Origin of the sequence: Actinomadura atramentaria DSM 43919, assembly GCF_000381885.1 — a bacterium.
GTDB lineage: Bacteria > Actinomycetota > Actinomycetes > Streptosporangiales > Streptosporangiaceae > Spirillospora > Spirillospora atramentaria.
Genome location: NZ_KB907209.1, coordinates 656,664 through 683,164 on the forward strand (window position 1 = coordinate 656,664; position 26,501 = coordinate 683,164).

Genomic DNA, 26,501 nt, shown 5'->3' on the forward strand with positions numbered 1-26,501 from the left:
GCACGGGATTTGATTATTACACGGCGTTCAGACTTGCCACGGTGAACAGTACGGCAACGCTGTAGGCTGTCAAGCGTGGGCGAACAGGTGATGAGCCGGCGCGACCGGCTGCGGGCGGAGACCAGCGCGGAGATCAAGGCGATCGCGCTCGACCTCATGGCCGAGGGCGGCCCCGACGCCGTCTCGCTGCGCGCCATCGCGCGCCGCATGGGCATGACCGCCGGCGCGATCTACAGCTACTACGCCACCCGCGACGACCTGGTCACCACGCTGATCAGCGACGTCTACACCGAACTCGTCCGCGCCGCCGAGAACGCCCGCGACGCCGTCCCCGCCGACGACCCCGGCGGGCGCGTCCTGGCCTGGGCGCGGACCGTCCGGGAATGGGCGCTCGCCAACCCCGAGGGGTTCCGGCTCGTCTACGGGGACCCCGTCCCCGGGTACCGGCCGCCCGCCGACGGACCCGCCAGGGAGGCCGAGCAGCGGGCCTGCACCGGCCTCACCGGCCTCGTCGCCGCGGCCTGGCCGTACGCCGAACCCCGGCAGCCCGCGCTGCGCGACCGCACCTGGGACGACTTCGACCCCGGCCTCGCCGCCCACGTCCGGGCGGAGTTCCCCGGCCTGCCCCCCGCCGCCCTCGCCCTCACGCTGCGCGTCTGGGGGCGCATGCACGGGCTCGTCGCCCTGGAGATCTACGGGCACCTGCGGTCCCTCGTCCGCGACCCCGCCGCCGTCTACGACGACGAGCTCGCCGACCTGCTGGCGTCCCTCGGCCTCGCGCCGCGCGCCTGAGGCGGGTCAGCCGAGGCCGGCCTCGCGGGCCAGGACGATCGCCTGCGCACGGTCCGCGACGTGCAGCTTCATGAAGATGTTCGACACGTGGTTGCGGACCGTCTTCTGGCTCAGGAACAGCGTCGCCGCGATGTCGGCGTTCCCCCGGCCCTGCGCGATCAGCTCCAGCACCTCCCGCTCCCGGTCGGTGAGCTGCGGGAACGCCGCCTTCTTCGGATCGGGCATCTCGGTGAAGTACCGCAGCACCCGGCGCGCGATGTCCGGGCCGTAGATCGCCTCGCCCGCCGCGACCGCCCGCACCGCCCGCCCGATCTCCGCCGCGCCCGACTCCTTCAGCAGGTAGCCGCGCGCGCCCGCCCGCATCGCCGCGAACACCGAGTCGTCGTCGCGGAACATCGTCAGCACCAGCACCCCGATCGCCGGGTTGTTGCGGGTGATCGTCCGCGTCGCCTCGATGCCGTTGCCGCCCGCCATGTGCAGGTCCATCACGACCACGTCCGGCCGCAGCTCGGCCGACAGCCGCACCGCGTCCGGGCCGCACTCGGCCTCCGCGACGACCTCGATCCCGCCGAGCGCGTACAGCAGGCTCTTCAGCCCCTGCCGGAACACGGGGTGGTCGTCGGTGATGAGAACCCGGATCGCCTCGCTGGTCATCGCAACCCCGTCGTCGCGTGCTCGTGGGGACGCGCCCGCCGACGCCCGCGCGTCACCGTCCGCCGCCCCTGCCGGTGGGAGACCGATGGTAACGGGCGGCGGCCAGCGGCAGGCGGGCCGCGACGACCGTCCCGCCGCCCGGCCGCGACCCGATCGCGCAGTGCCCGCCGACCTCCGCCGCCCACTCCCGCATCGACGCCAGCCCGCCGCCCGTCCGCAGCGCCGCCCGGCCCGGGTGCAGCCCCACCCCGCTGTCGGCCACGACGATCTGCAGGTCCTCGCGGCGGGTCAGCAGGATCAGCGCGGCGGGCGCGCTCGCGTGCGCGCGGATGTTCGCGACGGCCTCCGCCACGATCCGGTACGCCGCGACCTCCACCGCCGCGGGCAGGTCGTTCGCCGAGCCCTCGAACCGGACGTCCACCCGGTCCCCGCAGCCCTCCGCCAGCGCCTCGATCGCCGCCGCCAGGCCCAGGTCGTCCAGCGCGGGCGGCCGCAGCCCGCGCGCCAGGTCCCGGATCTCGGCGACCGTCCCGGCCAGCCGGTCCCGCAGCTCGGTCAGCACCGGCGCGACCCGGTCCGGCTCGCGGGTCAGGGTGAGCCGCGCCGCGTCCACCGTCAGCGCCAGGCTCGCCAGCGTCGGGCCGAGGTCGTCGTGCAGGTCGTGCCGGAGCCTGCGGCGCTCCTCCTCCCGGACGGCCAGGATGCGCTCCCGCGACCGCTGCAGCTCCGACGTCAACCGCAGCGTCCGGGGCGTCCCGGCGAGCCGGGCGGTGACGAGTCCCGCGGCGAACGCGCCCGCCAGCGCGGCGGCGCGGCCGACGACCGCTCGCATGACGATCCCTTCCGCGGCCGTGCTGAGGCCGCCCTCGGCCATCTTCCAGGGTCGGATGACCCGGTGTCAGGTGACGTGTGTCCCGATCCGGACGGGAACTTTCCAATTCAGTCCGCGACCCGGAGAGGACTCCGTCTTCTCTCTCAGCGCCGCGCGGCGCGGGTTCGTTTCCCGCGCTCCGCGACCGCCGTCCCTTGGACGCTCCGAGGGCGCGGCGTGTTCGCGACCGAAGTCCCCGTAGAATCGTTGGCCGTGACTCAGCCCACGACTCCTCCCAGCAACGAGCGCGGCCCCGCCGCCGTCGATCTGCCCACCCGCTACCAGCCGGCGGACGTCGAAGGCAGGCTCTACGACCGTTGGGTAGCCGAGGGCCTGTTCACCGCGGACCCGGCCCGCAACCCCGACCGCCCCGCGTACTCGATCGTCATCCCGCCGCCGAACGTCACCGGCTCCCTGCACGTCGGCCACGCCCTCGACCACTCGATCCAGGACGCGCTGATCCGCCGCCGCCGGATGCAGGGCTACGAGACCGCGTGGATTCCCGGCATGGACCACGCGGGCATCGCCACGCAGAACGTCGTCGAGCGCGAGCTGGCCAAGGAGGGCCTGTCCCGCCACGACCTCGGCCGCGAGGCGTTCGTGGACCGCGTCTGGAAGTGGAAGGCCGAGTTCGGCGGCCGCATCCTCGGCCAGATGCGCCGCCTCGGCGACAGCGTGGACTGGTCCCGCGAGGCGTTCACGATGGACGACGACCGTGCCCGCGCCGTCCGCACCATCTTCAAGCGGCTGTTCGACGACGGCCTGATCTACCGCGCCGAGCGCATCATCAACTGGTGCCCGCGCTGCCTGACGGCCCTGTCCGACATCGAGGTCGAGCACGCCGACCGCGAGGGCGAGCTGGTCTCCATCCGCTACGGCGACGGGGACGACTCCATCGTCGTCGCCACCACCCGCGCCGAGACGATGCTGGGCGACACCGCCGTCGCCGTCCACCCCGACGACGAGCGGTACGCGCACCTCGTCGGCCGCACCATCGAGCTGCCGCTCACCGGCCGCCGCATCCCCGTCGTCGCCGACGCCCACGTCGACCCGGCGTTCGGCACCGGCGCGGTCAAGGTCACGCCCGCGCACGACCCCAACGACTTCGAGATCGGCCGCCGCCACGACCTGCCGTCCCTGTCGGTCATGGACGAGCGCGGCGTCATCAGCGAGCCCGGCCCGTTCCTCGGCCTCGACCGGTTCGAGGCGCGCCCCGCCGTCGTCGCCGCGCTGCGCGAGGAGGGCCGGATCGTCAAGGAGGTCCGGCCGTACGAGCACTCGGTCGGGCACTGCCAGCGCTGCTCGACGGTCGTGGAGCCGCGCGTCTCGCTCCAGTGGTTCGTGAAGGTCGCGCCGCTGGCGAAGGCCGCCGGGGACGCCGTCCGCGACGGCCGCGTCACCGTCCACCCGCCGGAGATGGCCGCCCGCTACTTCGAGTGGGTGGACAACATGCACGACTGGTGCGTCAGCCGCCAGCTCTGGTGGGGGCACCGCATCCCCGTCTGGTACGGGCCGGACGGCGAGACCGTCTGCCCCGGGCCCGACGAGGAGCCGCCCGCCGGGTGGACGCAGGACACCGACGTGCTGGACACCTGGTTCTCGTCGGCGCTGTGGCCGTTCTCCACGCTCGGCTGGCCCGGCGACACCGCCGACCTGCGGCGCTTCTACCCGACGTCCGCGCTGGTCACCGGGTACGACATCCTGTTCTTCTGGGTCGCCCGGATGATGATGTTCGGGCTGTACGCGATGGACGGCGCGGTGCCGTTCCGCGAGATCGTCCTGCACGGCATGGTCCGCGACCAGCACGGCAAGAAGATGTCGAAGTCCTTCGGCAACGTCGTGGACCCCCTCGACTGGATCGAGCGGTACGGCGCGGACGCCACCCGGTTCACGCTGCTGCGCGGCGCGAACCCCGGCGGCGACGTGCCCGTCGCCGAGGAGTGGGCGCAGGGCTCCCGCAACTTCTGCAACAAGCTGTTCAACGCGGCCCGGTTCGCGCTGATCAACGGCGCGAACGCGCGCGGCCCGCTGCCGGACGAGCTGTCCACGGTGGACCGCTGGGTCCTGTCCCGGCTCAACACCGTCATCGCGGACGTGGACGGGTACCTGGAGCAGTACGAGTTCGCCAAGGCGTGCGAGACGCTGTACCACTTCGCGTGGGACGAGGTCTGCGACTGGTACGTCGAGCTGGCCAAGGTCCAGCTCGCCGACGACCGCGCGCCCGCGACGCGCCGCGTCCTCGGCGAGGTGCTCGACAAGCTGCTGCGGCTGCTGCACCCGGTGATCCCGTTCGTGACGGACGAGCTGTGGACGACGCTGACCGGCGAGGACACCGTCGTCACCGCCGCGTGGCCCGCCGCCGACCCGGCGCGCCGCGACGCCGCCGCCGAGGCCGAGATCGAGTCGCTGCAGCGGCTCGTCACCGAGGTCCGGCGGTTCCGCGCCGACCAGGGGCTCAAGCCGGGCCAGCGCGTCACGGCCGCGCTCGACTGGAACGGCTCGCCGCTCGCCGCCCACGAGGAGGGCGTCCGGACGCTGCTGCGCCTCACCGAGCCCGGCGACGGCTTCGCGGCGACGGCGGAACTCCCCGTCGAGGGCGCGACGGTCCGCCTGGACACGGCGGGCGTCATCGACGTCGCCGCCGAGCGCCGCCGCCTGGAGAAGGACCTGGCCGCCGCCCGCAAGGAGGCCGACCAGACCCGCCGCAAACTCGACAACGAGGCTTTCACCGCCAAGGCCCCCGCCGCCGTCGTGGAGAAGAACCGCACCCGCCTCACCCAGGCCGAAGAGGACATCCGCCGCCTGGAGAAGCAGCTCGACGGACTGGGGGAGTAAGAAACGGGGAGCAACGAAGAGCACCCGCGAGAACCCTCGTAGCAAAAACACGAGCACCCACGGACAGACATCACAGCGGGTGCCCCGCACGCACGGCCGCGAGCCCCGGGGGCCTACACCCGAGCAAGGACGGAACCCCAGGGGGTTGCCCGCGCGCGCACGGCCGCGAGCCGCCAGGCGAGTGGCCGGGCGCGCGCAGCGCGGAGGATGCACCGCAGCGAGCGCCAGCGAGCGAGGATGCATGCTCCGCGCCTCGGGGGGTGTGGGGGGTCGTCCCCCCACAATGACAGGAACATCAGGGCCTCCCCACGCGTCTTTTACACTGGCGTTAGGTGGCGTCCGCGTCCGGTCTCCGGGCGTTCGCGTCCGACGGCAGGGGAGCAACGATGCACGATCAGCGGCCGGTCCGTCCCGATCTCGTCCGCGGCCCCCTGCCTCCGCCCGGTCCGCTGGGCGTTCCGGGTCTGCGTCGGGACGCGCGGACGAGCGGTGTCCACGAGCCTGATCCGCACGGTCCCGCGATCGGTCCGGTCGGCGCTCCGGCGGTCGGCGCGGCCGGTCCGGCGGCCGGGGTCGGGGCTCCGCCGGACGTGCCGCGCGGGGCGGTGCCGCCCGCGCCGATCCACGTCCACCATGTGCCGCAGCGCCGGTCGGACGCGTCGGTCCACATCATGCACCTGGTGTTGACGGTGATGACGTTCGGGTTGTGGCTGCCGGTGTGGGTCGTCCACGCGATCGTGATGGCCGCGCGCGATCCCGCGCCGCCGGTGCCGGTGGCGGCTCCCGTGCCGCCGCCGGTGATGATGCGGCCGCCGGGCCCGCCGGTGCCGCCGCCGACCGCCGAGCAGATCAACCACGCGGCGATCCAGCAGGCGAACGCCCGCGCGCATCTGCGCCGGGAGGCGCGTGCGCTCGCCGCGCAGAACCCGCTGATGGCGCGCGAGCTGCGGATCGGCCGGACGGATTTCCCGCCGTACCGCCGCCCGTACGACGACGGCGGGCTGATCGACGTCAACCTGGTCCCGGCGGGGGAGCTGACGCGCTTCGGCATCGCGCCGGAGACGGCCGAGCGGATCGTGCGCATCCGCGAGGACGTCGGCGGGTTCAGTTCGGCGGAGGAACTGGCGACGATCGCGGACCTGCCGCCGAAGCTGCTCCCGGAGCTGATCGAGTACGGCCTCTACCTGGCCTGACCCGCCGCCCCGCCGCGCACCCGGCATGTCCGGGTCGCCCTGATTCGCTCCGGCATCCTGTCCCGGCACGTTACGATTTCGGCTGTTCGTGGCCTTTGTTGGGATCGCTGCCGGGAGTGTCATGGCCGACTCGTCCGATCCGTCGTCGCGTCCGGTCGACGCCGAGGGCCTGTTCGGCACGTCCCCGCCCTGGTGGGCGGACTCCCCGGCCACCGGCACCGGCCCCACCGCCACGATCACCGGCCCGACCCCGGTCGTGGACGTCACCCACGCCCCGATCTACGCCACCACCGAAACCAGCCCGCCCACCGCGCCCGCCGACCCCACGGCCCTCGACCCGGCCGCCGCGCTCGATTCCCCCACCGCGCCCCCCGGCTCTGCCGCGCTCGGCCCCGCCCCCGCGCCCGCCGACGCCGCCGCGCTCGACCCGGCCGCCGCGTCCCATGCCGCGCCCGCCGGCACCGCCGGAACCCGCGACGCCCGTCCCGCCGCGCGGAGCGGCGTCGCCGGCGAGGGCACTCGGGCCGCCGACGAAGGCGTGAGCGCTACGGGCGACGCCCGTCCCGCCGCCGGCGGCGCGAGCACCGGCCCGGCGCGGAGCGACGGCAACGGGAAGCGGGTGCGGCGGCGGGTTCCGTTGTACGGCGGGCTCGTCGCGCTGGGCGTGGCGGCCGTGCTCGGGGCCGGGACGGTCGCCGTGCTCGCCGGGAGCGGCGACGCGCACGCCGCGCGGATCGTCGCGGCGCCCCGCGCGGCCGGGCTCGCCCGCGTCCCCGACGCGGCCGCGACCGCGCAGACGTACCCGTTCGCGTCCGCCGCGCTGGCCGCCGCCGGGGTCCGGGACGCCCCGGTCGTGTCCGCGCTCTACGGCACCGGAAGCAGCGAGGTCCTGGTCATCGCGGGCCACGAGGTGATCGCCGACCCCGCCGCGTTCCTGCGCACCGCCGAGCCCGCCACGGTGCTCGCCGCGCGCGCCGAGTCCCCCGGCGGCCAGGGCGGCGCGGCCGCGTGCGGGACGTTCGCCGTCCTCGCCGCGACCCGGACGTACTGCGCCTGGGCGACCCCCACCACGTACGGCTTCGTCGCCGCCGAGACCGAGCGCTCCGCGTCCGAGCTGGCCGTCGTCGCCCGCCTGCTCCGCGCCGACCTGGAGAAGCACCGCTGACCGCCCGCCGACCGCCGTCGCACCCGGGGACGGTCCGCCGCCCCGGGTGAGTAGGCTTTCGGGCGTGGCTGAATCCCCGCTCTCCGACTACGACTCCGTCGTCCGCGCCATCGACCGGCGCGGCGTCGAATGGGACTTCGACCCGAGTCTCGACCGCATCGCCGACCTGGTCGACCTGCTCGGGTCGCCGCAGCGCGCCTACCCGGTGATCCACGTCGCGGGGACCAACGGCAAGTCCAGCACGGCCCGGCTGATCGCGGCGCTGCTGCGCGAGCGGGGCCTGCGCGTGGGCCTCTACACGAGCCCGCACCTGGTGTCGGTCCGCGAGCGCATCGCGATCGACGGGGAGCCGATCAGCGAGGACGCGTTCGTCGCCGCCTACGCCGACATCGCCCCCTATCTGGACATCGTGGACGGCAAGCACCCGATCGGCCTGTCCTTCTTCGAGGTGCTGACCGCGATGGCGTTCGCCGCGTTCGCCGACGCCCCGGTGGACGTCGCGGTGGTCGAGGTCGGCCTCGGCGGCGTCACCGACGCGACGAACGTCGCGGACGGCCAGGTCGCCGTCGTCACCCCCGTCGCGCTGGACCACACCCGCTACCTCGGCGACACGGTCGAGGAGATCGCGGTCGAGAAGGCCGGGATCATCAAGCCCGGCGCGGTCGCGGTGCTGGCGCAGCAGTCCGTCGCGGCCGCCGAGGTGCTGCTGGCGCGCGCCGCGGAGACGGGCGCGAGCGTGGCCCGCGAGGGCATCGAGTTCGGCGTGCTGAGCCGCGAGGTCGCGGTCGGCGGCCAGCAGATCGCGGTGCGCGGCCTGCACGGCGTGTACGACGAGGTCTTCCTGCCGCTGTTCGGCGAGCACCAGGCGTCCAACGCGGCGACGGCCGTGGCGGCGGTCGAGGCGTTCGCGTCCGGCGGCCCGACGCCCGGCGACGTCCCGCTGGAGGCGGCGACCCGCATCGCGCCCGGCGAGACCTACGCGGGCGGCGACGACGGCCAGCTCGATCCCGCGCTGGTGCGCAGCGCGCTGGCGAAGGCCGAGTCGCCGGGGCGGCTGGAGGTCGTGCGCACCGGCCCGACCGTCCTGGTGGACGCGTCGCACAACCCGGCGGGCATGGCCGCGACGGTCGCGACCGTCACCGAGTCGTTCGGGTTCACCCGGCTCGTCGGGGTGTTCGCGGGCGCGGCCGACAAGGACCTGGCGGGCGCGCTGGACCAGCTCGAACCCGTCGTCGCGGAACTCGTCGTCACCCGCAACTCGTCGCCGCGCTCGATGCCGCCCGAGGAACTGGCGGAACTGGCCGAGGGCGTGTTCGGCGCGGAGCGCGTCCACCTCGTCGACCGGCTGGACGACGCGATCGACCGCGCGATCGGCCTCGCCGAGGAGACCGGCGAGTACCGGGGCGCGGGCGTGCTCATCACCGGGTCGGTCGTCACCGCGGGCGACGCCCGGATTCTCCTGCGGGCGGACGGGAACCGATGACGGCGGCGACGGACCGGAAGGCGGACCCGATGGCGGGCACGGGCGGGGCGGGCGCGAGCGTCGCGGAGACCGGGCGGCCGCTGCTGTCCACGGTGCTGGTCTGCGAGGCGGTCGTCATCGCGCTCGCGATCCCCGTGGCGATCTCGGTGCTGGACGTGTCCGCCGGGCTCGCGGGCGGCGTCTGCGGCGGCCTGGCCGTGCTGTGCCTGCTGCTGCCCGGCCTGCTGCGGCGGCCGTGGAGCGTCCCGGTGGGCACCGCCCTGCAGGCCGCGATCTTCCTGACGGGATTCCTCGTTCCGACGATGTTCTTCCTCGGCGTCCTTTTCGGCGCGCTGTGGTGGACGGCGTTGCGGATGGCGCGCCGGGCCGCCGCGGCGGCCGCCGCGAATTCGGTGGAAAACGACGCGGAAAACGGCGGCGCGGCCCCCGGCGCGTGAATTCGCGCGGAAATCGGGCGGGCGGCCGCCCCGCTCCGGGCCGCCCGGCAGCGCGGCGGCCCTCGCGGGACCGGTAAACTCCACGGCCGAAGGTGCGTCGGCCGCGTCCCCGTCCGGACGGCGGCCCCCACGTGCCCGCCGCCGGTCGACGACCGGGCGGGACGCGCGCCGCCATCCACCGTCACTTGAGGAGAACCACCCGTGTCCGAGCGCACTCTCGTCCTGGTCAAGCCCGACGGCGTCCGCCGCGGCGTCGTCGGCGAGGTCATCAGCCGGATCGAGCGCAAGGGCCTGCGCCTGGTGGCGCTGGAGCTGAAGCACCTGCCGCGCGAGACCGCCGAGGCGCACTACGAGGAGCACGCGAGCAAGCCGTTCTTCGGCGAGCTGGTCGAGTTCATCACCGGCGGCCCGCTGGTCGCGCTGGTGGTCGAGGGCCCGCGCGCGATCGAGGCGTTCCGCGCGCTGGCGGGCGCGACCGACCCGGTCAGCGCCACCCCCGGCACGATCCGCGGCGACTTCGCGCTGGAGATCGGCGAGAACATCGTCCACGGCTCGGACTCGACGTACTCCGCCGAGCGCGAGATCAAGCTGTTCTTCCCCGAGCTGGCCTGACCCGGGCCACCGACACACGCGGGCCGGAGCTCTCCGGCCCGCGTCTGTTTTACCCGAACAATCCCAGGTCAACGCCGGTTTTTTGGGCGACGCACACCGAATGGGCGGCTGACCCGGCCCCGCGTGGCACGTTACGATAGGGGGTGCCGCTCCGCACGCCCGCCGACATGAAGGGCTCCCTTTCTTCATGGGTAACAAACTGTCGTTTCTCGGCCGTGACATGGCGGTCGACCTTGGCACCGCGAACACGCTCGTCTACGTCCGCGGGCGCGGCATCGTCCTCAACGAGCCCTCCGTCGTCGCGATCAACACCAACACGGGCAAGATCGTGGCGGTGGGCATCGAGGCGAAGCGCATGATCGGCCGCACGCCCGGGAACATCGTCGCCGTCCGGCCGCTGAAGGACGGCGTCATCGCCGACTTCGACGTCACCGAGCGCATGCTGCGGTACTTCATCCAGAAGGTCCACAAGCGGCGGCACTTCGCCAAGCCACGGATCGTGGTGGCGGTGCCGAGCGGCATCACCGGCGTCGAGCAGCGCGCCGTCAAGGAGGCCGGGTACCAGGCCGGCGCGCGCCGCGTCTACATCATCGAGGAGCCGATGGCCGCCGCGATCGGCGCGGGCCTGCCCGTCTACGAGCCGACCGGCAACATGGTCGTGGACATCGGCGGCGGCACCACCGAGGTCGCGATCATCTCACTGGGCGGCATCGTGACCAGCCAGTCCGTGCGGGTCGGCGGCGACGAGCTGGACCAGGCCGTCATCTCGTTCTCCAAGAAGGAGTACTCCCTGATGCTCGGGGAGCGCACCGCCGAGGAGATCAAGATGGCGATCGGGTCGGCGTTCCCCGGCGGGGACGAGGAGCCGCACGCCGAGATCCGCGGCCGCGACCTGGTCAGCGGCCTGCCCAAGACCGTCGTGATCTCGTCCGAGGAGGTCCGCCGCGCCATCGAGGAGCCGGTGAACTCCATCGTGGACGCGGTGAAGACCACGCTCGACAAGTGCCCGCCGGAGCTGTCCGGCGACATCATGGACCGGGGCATCGCGCTGACCGGCGGCGGCGCGCTGCTGAAGAACCTGGACGAGCGGCTCCGCGAGGAGACCGGGATGCCGATCCACCTCGTGGACAACCCGCTCGACTCGGTCGTCCTCGGCACCGGCAAGTGCGTGGAGGACTTCGAGTCGCTGCGGCAGGTCCTGGTGCCCGAACCGCGGCACTGACCCGCGCCGCCCGCCGGGCACCGCGTCGCTCGGTGTCCGGTTCGACCGTTTCGGTTCGCCGGGACGCGAGGTCGGGAAGGAACGCCAACGCCGGTCGGGCGCGTCCCGGCCGGATTCGATCGCGAGACCGGCCGCCGCCGGTCGCGGTGAGAAACGGGAGGACGGCCGGTGAACGACACCCGGCGGACCCGCGCGGTCCTCGGCGTGCTGATCGTCGCGGCCCTGGTGCTGATCACGGTCGACTACCGGGGCGGGGAGAACTCCCCGCTGCGCGGGCTGCGCGACGTCGGGGCCGCGGTGTTCGGCCCGGTCGAGCGCGCGTCGGCCGCCGTGGTCCGCCCGGTCGGGAACGCCTTCGACGCGATCACCGACGCGCCCGACCAGCGCCGCCGCGCCGAACGGCTCGAACGCGAGAACCAGCGGCTGCGCGAGCAGGTCCGCGCGAACGCGCTGGACGCGGGGCGCAGCAAGCAGCTCGACCAGCTCCTGCACACCGCCGGGATCGGCGGCTACAAGATCGTCGCGGCGCAGGTCATCTCCGCCGGGCAGGGCTTCGAGGACACCGTCACGCTCGACGTCGGCAGCAGCAGCGGCATCCGCCGCGACATGACGGTGATGAGCGCCGCCGGGCTCGTCGGCCGCGTCACCCGCGTCGGCCCCGCGACCGCGACGGTCCTGCTCGCCACCGACGCGGCGTCGTCGGTGGGGGCCCGCCTGGAGGACTCCAAGGAGATCGGCATCGTGCAGGGCCGCGGTCGGCGCGGCCTCGGCGACGGCGGCTCCACCCCCATCAAGTTCCAGCTCCTGGACGCCAACGCGCCGCTGCGCGTCGGGCAGCGGCTCGTCACGCTCGGCTCGCAGGGCGACTCCCCGTACGTGCCGGGCGTCCCGATCGGCACCGTGGAGCGCATCGACCGGCCCGAGGGCGGGCTGAGCCGCGCCGCGATGGTCCGCCCGTTCGTGCGGTTCACCAGCCTCGACGTCGTCGCCGTCGTGGTCGCGCCGCCCAAGTCCGACCCCCGCGACGCCGTGCTGCCCCCGCGGCCCGCGCCGCCGCCGACGGCCGCGCCGTCGCCGGGCGCGTCCGGCACGCCCGCCCCCCACCGCCAGCAGGGCAAGAAGCAGAAGGCCAAGCGGAAGACGGAGGGTTGACGTGCTGAACGCACCCGAACCGAGCGCGACGGGCCGCCACCTCACGGCGGCGCTGGTCCTGGTGGTCGCGCTGGTCCTGCAGGTGTCGGTCGCGAACCGGCTGCCGCTGCCCGGCGGCGTCACGCCCGACCTGGTGCTGCTGACCGTCGTCGCGCTGGCGCTGGTGTACGGGTCGCTGACGGGCGTCGTCGTCGGGTTCTGCGCGGGCCTGGCGTCCGACATCATCCCGCCCGCGGACCACACGATCGGCCGGTACGCGCTGGTGTACTGCCTCATCGGCTACCTGTGCGGGATGGCGGCGACGGAGATGGACCGGCGGTCCGTCGTGCCGTTCGTCGCCGTCGCCGTGGGCGCGCTCGCCGGGACGCTGCTGTACGCGATCACCGGGATGCTGCTGGGCGACCCGCGCGCGAGCTGGACGATCGTCGCGCGGATGGTGCCGCTCCAGGTGTTCTACGACGTCGTCGCGAGCCCGTTCGTCGTGTGGGCCGTGCTGCGCGTCACGCGCCGCTACGAGCGCGCCGACAAGGGCGCGCGGCACGACCGGTTCACGCTTCCGGCCGCCAAGTACCGGGCGATGTCGAGCCGGGGGACCGGGCTGTGAACTCCCGGACCCACTTCCGGCTCGTCGTCCTGTACGTGCTGGTCGGCGCGCTGCTGCTGGTCCTGATGGGCCGCCTGTGGACGATGCAGGTCCTCCAGGGCGCGCACTACCGGCAGGTCGCGGCCGACAACCGCACCCGCGACATCGTCGTCCCGGCCGTGCGCGGCATGATCCTGGACGACACCGGCCGCCCGCTCGTCCGCAACCGCACGGCGCTCGTCGTGTCGGTGGACCGCACGACGCTGATGCGGCAGAAGGACCACGGCGCGGCCGTCCTCGCGCGGCTCGCCAAGGTGCTCGGCACCGACGTGGGCACGCTGCGGAACCGCGTCCGGCTGTGCGGGCCGAGCGTCCCGCGCCCGTGCTGGCCCGGCTCGCCGTACCAGCCGATCCCCGTGGACGACCACGTGGACGACCGGCGCGCCCTGCAGATCGTCGAGCGCCAGGAGGACTTCCCCGGCGTCACCGCGCAGATGCAGGCCGTCCGCGAGTACCCGCGGCCGTCCGGGGCGGGGGCCGCGCAGGTCATCGGCTACCTGCAGCCGATCACCCAGGCCGAGCTGGACCGGAAGAAGGACCTCAAGGTCACCGGCTACGCGGGCGCGGACCTCATCGGCCGTGACGGGCTGGAGGCCAGCTACGACGAGGAGCTGCGCGGCACGCCGGGGGAGCGGACCGTCCTGGTCGACAGCCAGGGCCGCGTCACCGGCACCGCCAAGGAGAAGCCGCCGGTGCCCGGGGGCAACCTCGTCACCAGCATCAACTCGCAGATCCAGGCGTCGGCGGAGAAGGCCATCAAGGACGCCGTGGAGAGCGCGCGGTCGCAGGGCCGCAAGGCCGACGCCGCGTCCGCCGTCGTCATGGACGTGACCAACGGGCACATCGCGGCGCTCGCCAGCTACCCCACCTACGACCCGAGCATCTGGACGGGCGGGATCTCCCAGCAGCAGTACGACGCGCTGCTCGGCAAGAAGGAGGGGCAGCCGCTCATCTCCCGCGCGATCCAGGGCCAGTACGCGCCCGGCTCGACGTTCAAGATCTCGTCGGTCGCCGCCGCCGTCAACGACGGCTACGACCTCAACGGCACCTACCCGTGCCCCGGCTCGTACAAGGTCGGCAGCCGCGCCTTCACCAACTTCGAGGGCGAAGAGCACGGGAACATGAACCTGCACCAGGCGCTCGTCGTCTCGTGCGACACGATCTTCTACAAGTTCGCGTACGAGCAGTGGCTGCGCGACGGCGGCACGCACCCGAAGAAGCACCCGTCCGACCCGATGGTCGCGATGGCCCGCCACTACGGGTTCGGCAGCAAGACGGGGGTGGACCTGCCCAGCGAGGTCGCGGGCCGCATCCCCGACCGCTCGTGGAAGCGCGCGTACTGGAACGCCACCAAGAAGGCCGACTGCAAGGGCGCCAAGCAGGGCTACCCGGAGATCGCCAAGACCGACCCGACGCGCGCCGCCTACCTCAAGGCCATCGCGGCGGAGAACTGCGCGCAGGGCTACGCCTGGCGCGCGGGCGACGCGGCGAACCTGTCGGTCGGGCAGGGCGACGTGCTGGCCACGCCGCTCCAGGTCGCGCGCGCGTTCGCGGCCGTCGCCAACGGCGGGAAGCTCGTCGTGCCGCGCGTCGGGACGGCGATCGTCCAGCCGGACGGGTCGCGCGTCCAGAAGATCGGCGCCCCGCCCGCGCCGAAGCTGCCGGTCAGCCCGAAAGTCCTCGCCTACATCCGGAGCGGGCTGGCGGGCGTCGTCAAGTCCGGTACGGCGGCCGGGGCGTTCAGCGGGTTCGACGACAAGAAGGTGCAGGTCGCCGGGAAGACCGGCACCGCCGAGGTCTACGGAAAGGACGACACGTCCTGGTTCGCGTCCTTCGCCCCGGTGAAGAACCCGCGGTTCGTCGTCGTCGTCATGGTGTCGCAGGGCGGCCAGGGCGCCCAGGCGGCCGCGCCCGCCGTCCGGCGGATCTGGGAGTCCATGTACGGGCTGAACGGCAACAAGCCCGCGCTCAAGGACGGCAAGCTGCCCGAGGCGCTGCCCAAGCCCGCCGACGACGGCGCCGGGACCGCGCCGTGACCGCCCGGACGACGCCGCTCGGCGGCTACCGGGACCGCGACGTCGCGCGCTGGCGGCGCCGGGCGTCCGCGCTGCGCCGCCTGGACTGGACGATGCTGCTCTCGGTGAGCGCGCTGTCGGTGCTCGGCGCGCTGCTCGTCCGGTCCGCGACCCACCGGCTGCTGCTCGAACAGGGCCAGGACCCGAACTCGTTCCTCGACCGCCACCTGCTGAACCTCGCGATCGGCATCGCGCTGTGCGGGCTGTTCACCGTGCTGGACTACCGGCTCGTGCGGGCCTACGTCCCGATCCTGTTCGCCGTCGCGTGCCTCGGGCTGCTCGCGGTGCTGACGCCGCTCGGCTCCACCGTCAACGGCTCCCACTCGTGGATCATCATCGGCGGCGGGTTCCAGGTCCAGCCCTCGGAGTTCGCCAAGGTCGGCCTCGTCGTGCTGCTCGCGATGATCCTCGGCGAGCCCCGCGACGGCGAGGTCGGGCCCGGCCGCCGCGACATCCTCATGGCGCTCGCGCTCGCCGGGGTGCCCGCCGCGCTGATCATGCTCCAGCCCGACCTCGGGACGACGCTGGTGTTCGCCGCCGTCGTCCTCGGGATGCTCGCGGTGTCGGGCGCGCGCAAGCGGTGGATGGCCGGGCTCGTCGGCGGCGGGCTGGCCGCCGGGTTCTGCGTCTGGTTCTTCGGGCTGCTCAAGCAGTACCAGATCGACCGGTTCACGGCGTTCATGGACCCGCACGTCGACCCGCTCGGCGCGGGCTACAACGCGCAGCAGGCGCGGATCGCGGTCGGGTCCGGCGGCGTCACCGGGCGCGGGCTGTTCCACGGGCAGCAGACCGGCGGGCACTTCGTCCCCGAGCAGCAGACCGACTTCATCTTCACCGTCGCGGGCGAGGAACTGGGGTTCATCGGCGGGGCGCTGATCGTCGTCCTGCTCGGCGTGATCCTGTGGCGCGGGCTGCGCACCGCCTCCCAGGCGGCGGACCTGTTCGGCACGCTCGTCGCGACCGGCGTCGTGTGCTGGCTGGCGTTCCAGTCGTTCGAGAACATCGGGATGACGCTCGGGATCATGCCGATCACCGGGCTGCCGCTGCCGTTCGTGTCCTACGGCGGGTCCGCGACGTTCGCGAACTTCATCGCGCTCGGGCTGCTCCAGGCCGTCCATCTGCGCCGCCGCACGTTCGACTGAGCCGCCGCGCCTTCCGGGCGGTAGCCTGATGCGTCCATCCCCGAAGACCCGGAGGAACGCCACCATGCCGATCGAGTCGATCTTCCCGCGACTGGAGCCGCTGCTCCCGCGCGTGCAGAAGCCGATTCAGTACGTCGGCGGGGAGTTGAACTCCGAGGTCAAGGAGTGGGACGCCGCCCGCGTCCGCTGGGCGCTGATGTACCCCGACGCCTACGAGGTCGGCCTGCCGAACCAGGGCGTCCAGATCCTCTACGAGATCCTCAACGAGCGCGACGGCGTCCTCGCGGAGCGCACCTACTCGGTGTGGCCCGACATGGAGGCCGTGATGCGGGAGAACGGCATCCCGCAGTTCACTGTGGACGGGCACCGGCCCGTCGCCGCGTTCGACGTCTTCGGCGTCTCGTTCTCCACCGAACTCGGCTACACGAACCTGCTCACCGCGCTCGACCTCGCCGGTATCCCGCTGGACGCCGCCGACCGGACCGACGAGCACCCGATCGTCCTCGCGGGCGGGCACGCCGCGTTCAACCCCGAGCCCATCGCGGACTTCATCGACGCCGCCGTCCTCGGCGACGGCGAGGAGATCGCCCTCGCCATCACCGAGGTCGTCCGCGAGTGGAAGGACGAGGGCGAGCCCGGCGGCCGCGACGAGCTGCTGCTGCGCCTCGCCCGCTCCGGCGGCGTGTACGTGCCGAAGTTCTACGACGTCACCTACCTGCCGGACGGGCGCATCCAGCGCGTCGCGCCGAACCGGCACGGCGTCCCCTGGCGCGTCGAGAAGCACACCGTCATGGACCTCGACCAGTGGCCGTACCCCAAGAAGCCGCTGGTCCCGCTGGCCGAGACCGTCCACGAGCGGTTCAGCGTCGAGATCTTCCGCGGCTGCACGCGCGGCTGCCGGTTCTGCCAGGCCGGGATGATCACCCGCCCGGTGCGGGAGCGGTCGATCACCACCATCGGCGACATGGTCGAGCAGGGGCTCAAGCAGTCGGGGTTCCAGGAGGTCGGGCTGCTCAGCCTGTCCAGCGCCGACCACAGCGAGATCGGCGACGTCGCCAAGGGCCTCGCGGACCGCTACGAGGGCACCAACACCTCGCTGTCGCTGCCGTCCACCCGCGTCGACGCGTTCAACATCACGCTCGCCAACGAGTTCTCGCGCGGCGGGCGGCGGTCCGGGCTGACGTTCGCGCCCGAGGGCGGCTCGGAGCGGATGCGCCGCGTCATCAACAAGATGGTCTCCGAGGACGACCTCATCCGCACCGTCACCACCGCCTACGAGAACGGCTGGCGGCAGGTCAAGCTGTACTTCATGTGCGGGCTGCCCACCGAGGAGGACGAGGACGTCCTCGCCATCGCCGGGATGGCCCGCCGCGTCGTCCAGGCCGGCCGCGAGGCCACCGGCCGCCGCGACATCCGCTGCACCGTCTCCATCGGCGGGTTCGTGCCCAAGCCGCACACCCCGTTCCAGTGGGCCGCGCAGTGCGACCACGAGACCGTCGACCGGCGGCTGCGCGCCCTCAAGGACGCCCTGCGCGCCGACAAGGAGTACGGCCGCTCCATCGGGCTGCGCTACCACGACGGGCAGCCGTCCGTCATCGAGGGCCTGCTGTCGCGCGGCGACCGCCGCGTCGGCCGCGTCATCCGCGAGGTCTGGGCGGACGGCGGCCGGTTCGACGGCTGGACCGAGCACTTCTCCTACGACCGCTGGGTCGCCTGCGCCGACAAGGCCCTCGCCGACGAGCCCGTCGACCTCGCCTGGTACACCGTCCGCGAGCGCGACGAGGTCGAGGTCCTGCCCTGGGACCACCTCGACGCCGGCCTCGACCGCGAATGGCTCTGGCAGGACTGGCGCGACGCCCTGGACGAGACCGAGGTCGACGACTGCCGCTGGACGCCCTGCTACGACTGCGGCGTCTGCCCGACGATGGGCACGGAGATCCAGATCGGCCCGACGGGCCGGAAACTGCTTCCTCTCACTGTGGGGGGACGACCCCCCACGCCCCCCGCGGCGCGAAGCGACGCGTCCTCGCTCCGCTAGCGCGCGCGTCACTGTGAGGGCGGACCCCCACGGCCCCCCGCGGCGCGGAGCGCCGCATCCTCGCTCGCTGGCGCTCGCTGCGGTGCGGCGTTCCGCTGCGGTGCGGCCCTTCGCGCTGCGTCCGCCCGGCCGCTCGCCTGGCGGCTCGCGGCCGTGCGGACGCCGTGTCCCCCTTTGGGGGAGGGTGTTGTGAAAACGCGAAAAGGCCTTGCGGTGCAAGGGTTTTCGTGTTCTCGACGATCTTCTGGTGCGGCGCGGCGGTCGAGGGCGGCTCCGGGAGCCGTACCCTAGGGGGAGAGTCGTCCGTCATGGCGGCGGACGGCCATCGCGAGCGAGTAGGAAGGACGAAGCCCTGGCACCGATGCCGGAGGGCCCCGCACCGGCCCCCGTGACGCAGCGTCTCCGCATCCGCTACGCCAAGCGGGGCAGGCTGCGCTTCACGAGCCACCGCGACATCTCCCGGGCCGTGGAACGCGCCGTGCGGCGCGCCGGGATTCCTGTCGCGCACAGCGCGGGGTTCACCCCGCACCCGAAGATCTCGTACACGGGTGCGGCCGCCACCGGAGTGGCCAGCGAGGCGGAGTACCTCGAAATCGGGCTCACCGAGCCCCGCGACCCCGACCGGGTCCGCGCCGAGCTCGACGCGGCCCTGCCGGACGGCCTGGACGTCCTGGACGCCGTGGCCGTGCCGCCGGGGTCGGGCCGGGCGAGCGCCCTCGCCGACCGGCTGGAGGCGTCGGAGTGGCGCGTCCGGCTCGACGGCGTCGCGGCCGACGCAGCGCGGGCGGCCGTCGCGGCCTTCCTGGCCGCCGAAACGGTCGAGGTCGAACGCCTCACCAAGAAGGGTCGGCGCCGTTTCGACGCCAGGTCCGCCGTGTCCCGCTGCGAAGTGGACCGGCGCGCCTCGGAGGCGGCGGATGCCCCTTGTGCGATACTTCGCATGGTTGTCCGGCATACCACTCCTGCCGTACGACCCGACGACATCCTCACCGGACTGCGCCAGGTCGCCGACCTCGCGCCGCCGTCACCGCCGTTGGTGACCAGGCTGGCGCAGGGGCCTCTGGACGCTGCCACCGGTGGCCCCACGGATCCGCTCGGACCCGATCGGGAGACCGCGCGGCCGACCGGCGACGACGCCGGCTCGGCGGCCGCGGCCGCCCTTCGCCCGCCGGCCGTGGGCACGGATGCCGCCGGCGCCCTCGCGTAGGGCCCGTCCCGTGCCGCGCACGGGACGGGCGGTATGCGGCGGGCGCGCCCCCGACGACTTCGTCGGTGCGCCCGGACGACCGTCCGGGCGCACCGGCACCGAGAACTGAGGAGAGTTCCCGCGCGGCGCACCGCACGTCCCGCCCTGACCGGCGGGTCGGCGCGGTCGCGCCCGGGAACCTGACGGGAGATTGCCCGGATGCTTGAGAACGACGCCGAATCGGCTGCCGCAGGCGGCACCGCGCAGGTGAAGAAGCCCGCCCGCACGACGCGCCGGGCGGCCAGCAGGCCCGCCGGTCCACCGCCGGAGGTCGAGGAGGCCCCGTCCCCCGCGGCGGCCGCCGCGACCGGCGGCGAGGCCGCGACGGGCGGGGAGCCCGTGCTGGAGCCCGCGCTGGAGCCCGCGCGCAAGACGACCCGCGCCGCGGCCAAGACCGTGGAGCGGACCACCGCGCGCACCACCGCCACCAAGCCCAAGGTCACGCGCACGACGCGGACCCGCAAGAAGGTCGAGCCGGTCGAGGAGCCGCCCGCCGGGGTCGCCGCCGAACCCGCCGAGGCGCCCGCGCCCGACGAGGCCGCCGCGCCCGCCGGGCGGAGCCGGTCGCGCCGCCGCGCCGCCGCGGCCGAGCCGCCCGCCGAGACCGCCGAGGTCACGGAGACCGCTGAGACCGCCGAGACCGCCGAGACGCCCGAGGGCGGGGCCGCCGAGGCGCGCGTCACGCCCGTCACCCGCACCCGCGCCCGGACCCGCCGCGCCACCGCGCCCGCCGGTCCGCCGCCGGAGGTGCCGCCCGCACCGGCGTTCTCGCCGCCGCCCGTCCCCGCCGCCGAGGCCGCGGACGAGGAAGAGGACGAGGAGAACGCGGGCGGAGTCCCGTCGATCGCGTTCCAGCCGCCGATGGTGGTCTTCCAGCCGCCGCAGCCCGCGCCGTCCACCCCGCGCACCGAGCGCGAGGCGGCCGTCGTGGAGGAGGCCGAAGAGGCCGCCGACGAGGCCGACGAGCTCGCCGAGGACGACGAGTCCGGCGACCGCCCGACCCGCCGCAGGCGGCGGCGCGGCGGCCGGGGCCGCGGCAAGGGCGGCCGCGAGGGCGCCGAGGACGGCGCGGCCGACGAGGCCGCCGACAAGCCCGAGAAGGCCGACCGCCAGGAGCGCGCCGAGAAGGCCGACAAGGCCGAGAAGCCCGCGCGCGCGGCGAAGAAGGAGCCCAAGGAGGCCAAGGAGCCGAAGGGCGCCAAGGAGTCGAAGGCGGCGCAGGAGACGCGCGCCGAGGCCGAGGCCGACGAGGCGGACGAGGAGGCCGGCGGCAGTCGCCGTCGCCGCCGTCGCCGCCGCCGCGCGGGCGGGGCCGAGGACGGCGTCGTCGACGACCCGCCGAACACCGTCGTCCACGTCCGCGACGCGCGCGCCGTCGAGGACGAGGTCCAGTCCGTGCGCGGCTCCACCCGGCTGGAGGCCAAGAAGCAGCGCCGCCGCGAGGGCCGCGAGCAGGGCCGCCGCCGCCCGCCGGTGATCACCGAGGCCGAGTTCCTGGCCCGCCGCGAGTCCGTCGAGCGCACGATGGTCGTCCGGCAGGAGGGCGAGCGCACGCAGATCGCGGTGCTGGAGGACGACGTCCTCGTCGAGCACTACGTCAACCGGGCGACCAGCCAGTCCTACGTCGGCAACGTGTACCTCGGCAAGGTGCAGAACGTGCTGCCGTCGATGGAGGCGGCGTTCGTCGACATCGGCAAGGGCCGCAACGCGGTGCTGTACGCGGGCGAGGTCAACTGGGACGCGTCCGGCCTGGAGGGCCAGCCGCGCCGCATCGAGGTCGCGCTGAAGTCCGGCCAGTCGGTGCTGGTGCAGGTCACCAAGGACCCGCTCGGCCACAAGGGCGCGCGGCTGACCAGCCAGATCTCGCTGCCCGGCCGGTACCTGGTGTACGTGCCGGACGGCTCGATGACCGGCATCAGCCGCAAGCTGCCCGACAAGGAGCGCAGCCGCCTCAAGCAGATCCTCAAGAAGATCATGCCGGAGAACGCCGGGGTGATCGTCCGGACGGCCGCCGAGGGGGCCACCGAGGAGGAGCTGGAGCGGGACGTCTCGCGCCTGTCGGCGCAGTGGGAGAGCATCCGCAAGAAGATGAGGACGGCGTCCGCGCCGTCGCTGCTGCACGGCGAGCCGGACCTGACGGTCCGCGTCATCCGCGACATCTTCAACGAGGACTTCTCCAAGCTCGTCGTGGCGGGGCCCGAGGCGTGGGAGACCGTCTCGGAGTACGTCCACTACGTCGCGCCCCACCTGGAGGACCGGGTGGAGCGCTGGGCGGGCGCGGGCGACGCGTTCGCCGAGTACCGGGTGGACGAGCAGATCGCCAAGGCGCTGGAGCGCAAGGTGTGGCTGCCGAGCGGCGGGTCGCTGGTCATCGACCGCACCGAGGCGATGACGGTCATCGACGTCAACACCGGCAAGTTCACCGGGCAGGGCGGGAACCTGGAGGAGACCGTCACCCGCAACAACCTGGAGGCGGCGGAGGAGATCGTCCGCCAGCTCCGGCTGCGCGACATCGGCGGGATCATCGTCGTCGACTTCATCGACATGGTGCTGGAGAGCAACCGGGACCTGGTGCTGCGGCGGCTCGTGGAGTGCCTGTCGCGGGACCGCACCAAGCACCAGGTCGCCGAGGTGACGTCGCTCGGCCTCGTCCAGATGACGCGCAAGCGGGTCGGGCAGGGGCTGCTGGAGGCGTTCTCGGAGACCTGCGACTGCTGCAACGGGCGGGGCATCCACGTCCACCTCACGCCGGTGGAGTCCGGCGGCGGCGGGAAGGACGGCGGGAAGTCCGCGGGCAAGGAGAACGGCCGCCGCCGCAAGCGCAAGGGCGAGGTCGAGAAGGCCGTCGAGGACAAGCTCGCGCGGCAGGAGTCGGCGAAGTCCCGCGCGGCGGCCGAGGACGAGTCGGAGGAGACCGACCCGCAGGCCGTGGTGGAGGCCGAGGAGGCCGCCGCCGAGTCGTCGTCGGCCGCCCCGGGCGCCCTGACGGCGGACGAGCCCATCGACGCGGACCTGGACGAGACCGACACGGGCAGCGACACGGGCAGCGACACGGGCGAGGCCGAGCCGGAGCCGGAGGAGGAAGCCCCGGCCCGCCGCCGCCGAACCCGCCGCACCCGCACCGCGAAGACCGCGGCGACCGACGACGCCCCCGCCGAACAGGCGGCGGAGGAGACGGTCGCGGCCGAGTAGCAGCACGCGGGGTCCGTACAAGGACCCCGACCACAGCGCGAGTGCGTGACCTGCCGCCGGGAGGCGACGCCGAAGGCGAGCCTCCCGGCGGCATCGCTTCGCGATCTGGCCGCCGAAGCTCGCCTCCGGCTCGCTTCAGCGGCCAGGTAACGCACTCGCGGTGTGGCTGAGGCAGGCCCTATGCGAGCGCGTCGGGCAGGGCTGCAGTGAACACGACCGCCGGGCGAGCGGCTGGTCCGGGGATGCGATTAGTACTGTATTCTCGGATGTCGGTGCGTCGTAGGCGCGCCGTCCAGTCATCCGCCGGGCCGCTGGCGCGGTCCGCAGGGGTGCGTCTCCGCCGTCTTCGGCGGGTCCAGCAGAGAGCGCCGGTGGAGTCCTCCGCCGGTGTGCCGCCTCCGGCGCGATCCGGGGGTAGGCCCTCAGCCGAGGGCTGGTTTCGACCACGCGTGGGACCGGTTCGATCCGGAAGCGCGCGCAGACGAGAGGTTTCCGCGGTGTACGCGATTGTCCGCGCAGGCGGCAGGCAGGAGAAGGTCGCCGAGGGCGACGTCCTCACCGTCGACAAGCTGACCGGTGAGCCCGGTGACGCGCTGAAGCTGCAGGCGCTGCTGGTCGTCGACGGCGACAACGTCGTCAGCAAGGCGGCCGACCTCGCGAACTACGAGGTGACCGCCGAGATCGTCGGCGCCGTCAAGGGCCCGAAGATCAACATCATGCACTACCGGAACAAGACCGGTTACAAGCGGCGGATGGGTCACCGTCAGCCGTACACCGAGATCAAGATCACCGGCATCTCCGGGAAGTAAGGGAGCGGGGCAATGGCACACAAGAAGGGCGCATCGTCCAGCCGTAACGGTCGTGACTCGAATGCGCAGCGCCTCGGTGTCAAGCGCTTCGGTGGCCAGCAGGTCAACGCGGGCGAGATCATCGTCCGGCAGCGCGGCACCCACTTCCACCCCGGACCGGGTGTGGGCCGTGGCGGCGACGACACATTGTTCGCGCTGGTCGCGGGCGCGGTGCAGTTCCGGCGCTACCGTGGCCGTAACGCGGTGAGCATCGTCCCGGCGGAATAGTCCGCGGATCGAGAAGCTTTCTTGAAAGGGGCGGACCGTACCGGTCCGCCCCTTGCTCTGTCTTCCGGCAGGGCAACGACGAGCCGAGGAGGGGCCGTGGCCGCAGGAGCCGGGTCTGGCGCGCAGTTCGTGGACCGGGTGGTGCTGCACGTCGTCGCGGGCAACGGCGGCAACGGCTGCGCGTCGGTCCACCGTGAGAAGTTCAAGCCGCTCGGCGGGCCGGACGGGGCGAACGGCGGGCGCGGCGGCGACGTCGTCCTCGTCGTGGACACCGGCGCGGCGAGCCTGCTGGAGTACCACCGCCGCCCGCACCGCCGCGCGCCGAACGGCAAGCAGGGGCAGGGCGGGCACCGGACGGGCGCGGACGGCGGCGACATCGTGCTGACCGTCCCGGACGGCACCGTGGTGAAGACCCCCGGCGGCGAGGTCCTGGCGGACCTGGTCGGGGAGGGCACCCGGTTCGTCGTCGCGGAGGGCGGCCGGGGCGGGCTCGGCAACGCCGCGCTGGCGTCGGCGAAGCGCAAGGCGCCGGGGTTCGCGCTGCTGGGGGAGCCCGGCGACGAGCGCGACATCGTGCTGGAGCTGAAGAGCGTCGCGGACGTCGCGCTGGTCGGGTTCCCGAGCGCGGGCAAGTCGTCGCTGATCGCGGCGCTGTCGGCGGCCAAGCCGAAGATCGCGGACTATCCGTTCACGACGCTCGTCCCGAACCTCGGGGTGGTCAGCGCGGGCGACGAGACGTTCACGGTCGCGGACGTGCCGGGCCTGATCGAGGGCGCCAGCGAGGGCCGGGGCCTGGGCCTTGCGTTCCTGCGGCACATCGAGCGGTCGTCCACGCTGGCGCACGTCGTGGACTGCGCGACGCCCGAGCCGGGCCGCGACCCCGTCACCGACTTCGAGACGATCGAGAACGAGCTGCGCGCCTACGACCGGGCGCTGGGCGACCGGCCGCTGTCGGACCGGCCGCGGCTCGTCGTCCTCAACAAGGTGGACGTCCCCGACGCCCGCGAGCTGGCCGACATGGTCCGCCCCGAGTTCGAGAAGCGCGGCCTGCGCGTGTTCGAGGTGTCGGCGGCCAGCCACGAGGGCCTGCGCGAGCTGGCGTTCGCGATGGCGGAGATGGTCGCGGAGCACCGGGCGTCGCTGCCGCCCGCCGAGCCGACCCGGATCGTGCTGCGGCCGACGCCGGTCGCGGGCGGCGCGGACTTCGCCGTCAAGCCGATGGGCGACAACACCTACCTGATCACCGGCGAGAAGCCGGTGCGCTGGCTGCGCCAGACCGACTTCGCCAACGAGGAGGCCGTCGGCTACCTCGCGGACCGGCTCGCCCGGCTCGGCGTGGAGGACAAGCTGGCCGCGGCGGGCGCGGAGTCCGGGGCGACCGTCCTCATCGGCACCCCCGACGACGCGGTCGTGTTCGACTGGGAACCCGAGATCGCGGCGGGCGAGAGCCTGCCGGGGCCGCGCGGCACCGACCGGAGACTCGACGGCCGCCGCTGACCCGCCCGCAACCCCCGAGGTGACGATCGTGAGCACTCGCCGTTCGGAGATCGAGAAGGCCCGGAGCCTGGTGGTGAAGGCGGGGTCGTCGTCGCTGACGACCACCGCCGGGACCATCGACGTGGCGCGGATCGACGCGCTCGTGGACGTCCTGGCGGCCCGCCGCGCCGCCGGGACCGAGATCGTGTTCGTGTCGTCGGGGGCCATCGCGGCGGGCCTCGGCCCGCTCGGGCTGGCCCGCCGCCCGCGCGACCTGGCCACCCAGCAGGCGGCGGCGAGTGTCGGGCAGGGCCTGCTGTTCGCGCAGTACACGGCCGCGTTCGCCCGGCACGGGCTGACGGTCGGGCAGGTGCTGCTGACCGCCGACGACATGATGCGCCGTTCCCACCACCGCAACGCGCAGCGGACGTTGGCGCAGTTGCTGGAGTTCGGGATCGTCCCGATCGTCAACGAGAACGACACGGTCGCGACGGACGAGATCCGGTTCGGCGACAACGACCGGCTCGCCGCGCTCGTCGCGCACCTGACCCGCGCGGACGCGCTGATCCTGCTGTCGGACGTCGACGCGCTCTACACCGGCGACCCGCGGCGGCCGGGCGCGCGGCGCGTCGAGGAGGTCCACGGCCCGCAGGACCTGGCGGGCATCGAGCTGGGCGCGTCCGGCCGCGTCGGCACCGGCGGGATGATCACCAAGGTGGAGGCGGCGCGGATCGCGGGCGTCCCGGTGGTGCTGACCGACGCGGCGTCGGCCGAGCGGGCGCTGGCGGGCGAGCCGATCGGCACCTACTTCCACCCCGAGTCGCCGCGGCTGATGTCGGGCCGCCACCTGTGGCTCGCGCACGCCACGACCGGGCACGGCCGCGTCCTGCTGGACGCGGGCGCGGTCGAGGCGGTGGTGCGCCGCCGCACGTCGCTGCTGCCCGCCGGGGTGACGGGCGTGCGCGGCGACTTCGCGGCGGGCGACCCGGTGGACCTGTGCGACGGCGACGGCCGGGTCGTCGCGCGCGGCCTCGTCAACTACGACGCGGCGGAGATCCCGGACCTGATGGGCCGCTCCACCCGCTGGCTGGCCCGCGAGCTGGGCCCCGAGTACGAGCGCGAGATCATCCACCGCGACCGCATGGTGATCCTCGCCGACGACTGACCCCTGATCGGACATCGACCTGAAGGAGCCGG

At 73.8% G+C, this 26,501-nt stretch carries 21 protein-coding genes; 19 read left to right on the forward strand and 2 right to left on the reverse strand.

Features of this window, described 5'->3' with window-relative positions:
- Window positions 1-75 precede the first annotated feature (75 nt).
- On the forward strand, window positions 76-792 hold the full coding sequence (locus tag G339_RS0107050; RefSeq protein ID WP_240489750.1) for a TetR/AcrR family transcriptional regulator: 717 nt from the start codon (window positions 76-78) through the stop codon (window positions 790-792).
- A gap of 6 nt (window positions 793-798) precedes the next feature.
- Here the strand turns inward: G339_RS0107050 and G339_RS0107055 are convergent, their stop codons facing one another.
- Both G339_RS0107055 and G339_RS0107060 read right to left on the reverse strand, forming a co-directional pair.
- Window positions 799-1,446, reverse strand: a complete 648-nt coding sequence (locus G339_RS0107055; protein WP_019630371.1) for a response regulator transcription factor — start codon at window positions 1,444-1,446, stop codon at window positions 799-801.
- A gap of 52 nt (window positions 1,447-1,498) precedes the next feature.
- Complete coding sequence (locus G339_RS0107060) at window positions 1,499-2,278, reverse strand: sensor histidine kinase (protein ID WP_033322541.1); 780 nt, start codon at window positions 2,276-2,278, stop codon at window positions 1,499-1,501.
- Window positions 2,279-2,530: 252 nt separating this feature from the next.
- On the opposite strand from G339_RS0107060, the gene G339_RS0107065 reads away from it, so the two are divergent.
- The 18 genes from G339_RS0107065 to proB all read left to right on the forward strand — a co-directional run bounded on the left by G339_RS0107065 (window position 2,531) and on the right by proB (window position 26,469).
- Window positions 2,531-5,152: a valine--tRNA ligase gene (locus G339_RS0107065; protein ID WP_019630373.1), complete on the forward strand. Its 2,622-nt coding sequence runs from the start codon at window positions 2,531-2,533 to the stop codon at window positions 5,150-5,152.
- 386 nt (window positions 5,153-5,538) lie between these two features.
- Entirely contained in the window at window positions 5,539-6,345 is an 807-nt protein-coding gene (locus G339_RS0107070; protein ID WP_157407381.1) for a ComEA family DNA-binding protein, read from the forward strand.
- Between the two features lie 121 nt (window positions 6,346-6,466).
- Window positions 6,467-7,510 carry a hypothetical protein gene (locus tag G339_RS0107075; RefSeq protein WP_026341228.1) on the forward strand — a complete coding sequence of 348 codons (1,044 nt, stop codon included), beginning with the start codon at window positions 6,467-6,469 and terminating at the stop codon, window positions 7,508-7,510.
- 64 nt (window positions 7,511-7,574) lie between these two features.
- Complete coding sequence (locus G339_RS0107080) at window positions 7,575-8,993, forward strand: bifunctional folylpolyglutamate synthase/dihydrofolate synthase (RefSeq protein WP_019630375.1); 1,419 nt, start codon at window positions 7,575-7,577, stop codon at window positions 8,991-8,993.
- Window positions 8,990-9,430, forward strand: coding sequence for a DUF4233 domain-containing protein (locus G339_RS0107085; protein WP_019630376.1), 441 nt, complete (start codon window positions 8,990-8,992; stop codon window positions 9,428-9,430). The genes G339_RS0107080 and G339_RS0107085 overlap by 4 nt, the downstream gene beginning before the upstream one ends.
- 201 nt (window positions 9,431-9,631) lie before the next feature.
- On the forward strand, window positions 9,632-10,042 hold the full coding sequence (gene ndk, locus G339_RS0107090; protein WP_019630377.1) for a nucleoside-diphosphate kinase: 411 nt from the start codon (window positions 9,632-9,634) through the stop codon (window positions 10,040-10,042).
- 187 nt (window positions 10,043-10,229) lie between these two features.
- The gene (locus G339_RS0107095) at window positions 10,230-11,264 is read left to right on the forward strand and encodes a rod shape-determining protein (RefSeq protein WP_026341230.1); all 1,035 of its coding nucleotides are present in this window, start codon (window positions 10,230-10,232) and stop codon (window positions 11,262-11,264) included.
- A gap of 168 nt (window positions 11,265-11,432) precedes the next feature.
- Window positions 11,433-12,416 (forward strand): rod shape-determining protein MreC, encoded by a 984-nt coding sequence (gene mreC / locus G339_RS0107100; protein WP_019630379.1) that lies wholly within the window; start codon window positions 11,433-11,435, stop codon window positions 12,414-12,416.
- A gap of 1 nt (window position 12,417) precedes the next feature.
- Window positions 12,418-13,020 (forward strand): rod shape-determining protein MreD, encoded by a 603-nt coding sequence (gene mreD, locus G339_RS0107105; protein WP_019630380.1) that lies wholly within the window; start codon window positions 12,418-12,420, stop codon window positions 13,018-13,020.
- Window positions 13,017-15,095, forward strand: a complete 2,079-nt coding sequence (gene mrdA / locus G339_RS0107110) for a penicillin-binding protein 2 (RefSeq protein ID WP_019630381.1) — start codon at window positions 13,017-13,019, stop codon at window positions 15,093-15,095. The genes mreD and mrdA overlap by 4 nt, the downstream gene beginning before the upstream one ends.
- Window positions 15,092-16,276: a rod shape-determining protein RodA gene (rodA, locus tag G339_RS0107115; RefSeq protein ID WP_019630382.1), complete on the forward strand. Its 1,185-nt coding sequence runs from the start codon at window positions 15,092-15,094 to the stop codon at window positions 16,274-16,276. Before mrdA ends, rodA begins: the two co-directional genes overlap by 4 nt.
- A gap of 64 nt (window positions 16,277-16,340) precedes the next feature.
- The gene (locus G339_RS0107120) at window positions 16,341-18,314 is read left to right on the forward strand and encodes a TIGR03960 family B12-binding radical SAM protein (RefSeq protein WP_019630383.1); all 1,974 of its coding nucleotides are present in this window, start codon (window positions 16,341-16,343) and stop codon (window positions 18,312-18,314) included.
- Window positions 18,315-18,675: 361 nt separating this feature from the next.
- Complete coding sequence (locus G339_RS32885; protein WP_019630384.1) at window positions 18,676-19,521, forward strand: TIGR03936 family radical SAM-associated protein; 846 nt, start codon at window positions 18,676-18,678, stop codon at window positions 19,519-19,521.
- Between the two features lie 198 nt (window positions 19,522-19,719).
- The gene (locus tag G339_RS0107130) at window positions 19,720-22,752 is read left to right on the forward strand and encodes an Rne/Rng family ribonuclease (protein ID WP_019630385.1); all 3,033 of its coding nucleotides are present in this window, start codon (window positions 19,720-19,722) and stop codon (window positions 22,750-22,752) included.
- 497 nt (window positions 22,753-23,249) lie between these two features.
- Window positions 23,250-23,561, forward strand: coding sequence for a 50S ribosomal protein L21 (gene rplU / locus G339_RS0107135; protein WP_019630386.1), 312 nt, complete (start codon window positions 23,250-23,252; stop codon window positions 23,559-23,561).
- Between the two features lie 12 nt (window positions 23,562-23,573).
- Window positions 23,574-23,828, forward strand: a complete 255-nt coding sequence (rpmA, locus tag G339_RS0107140) for a 50S ribosomal protein L27 (protein ID WP_019630387.1) — start codon at window positions 23,574-23,576, stop codon at window positions 23,826-23,828.
- Window positions 23,829-23,924: 96 nt separating this feature from the next.
- Window positions 23,925-25,325 (forward strand): GTPase ObgE, encoded by a 1,401-nt coding sequence (obgE, locus tag G339_RS0107145; RefSeq protein ID WP_033322358.1) that lies wholly within the window; start codon window positions 23,925-23,927, stop codon window positions 25,323-25,325.
- A gap of 28 nt (window positions 25,326-25,353) precedes the next feature.
- Window positions 25,354-26,469 carry a glutamate 5-kinase gene (proB, locus tag G339_RS0107150; RefSeq protein ID WP_205625491.1) on the forward strand — a complete coding sequence of 372 codons (1,116 nt, stop codon included), beginning with the start codon at window positions 25,354-25,356 and terminating at the stop codon, window positions 26,467-26,469.
- The last annotated feature ends 32 nt before the right edge of the window (window positions 26,470-26,501 follow it).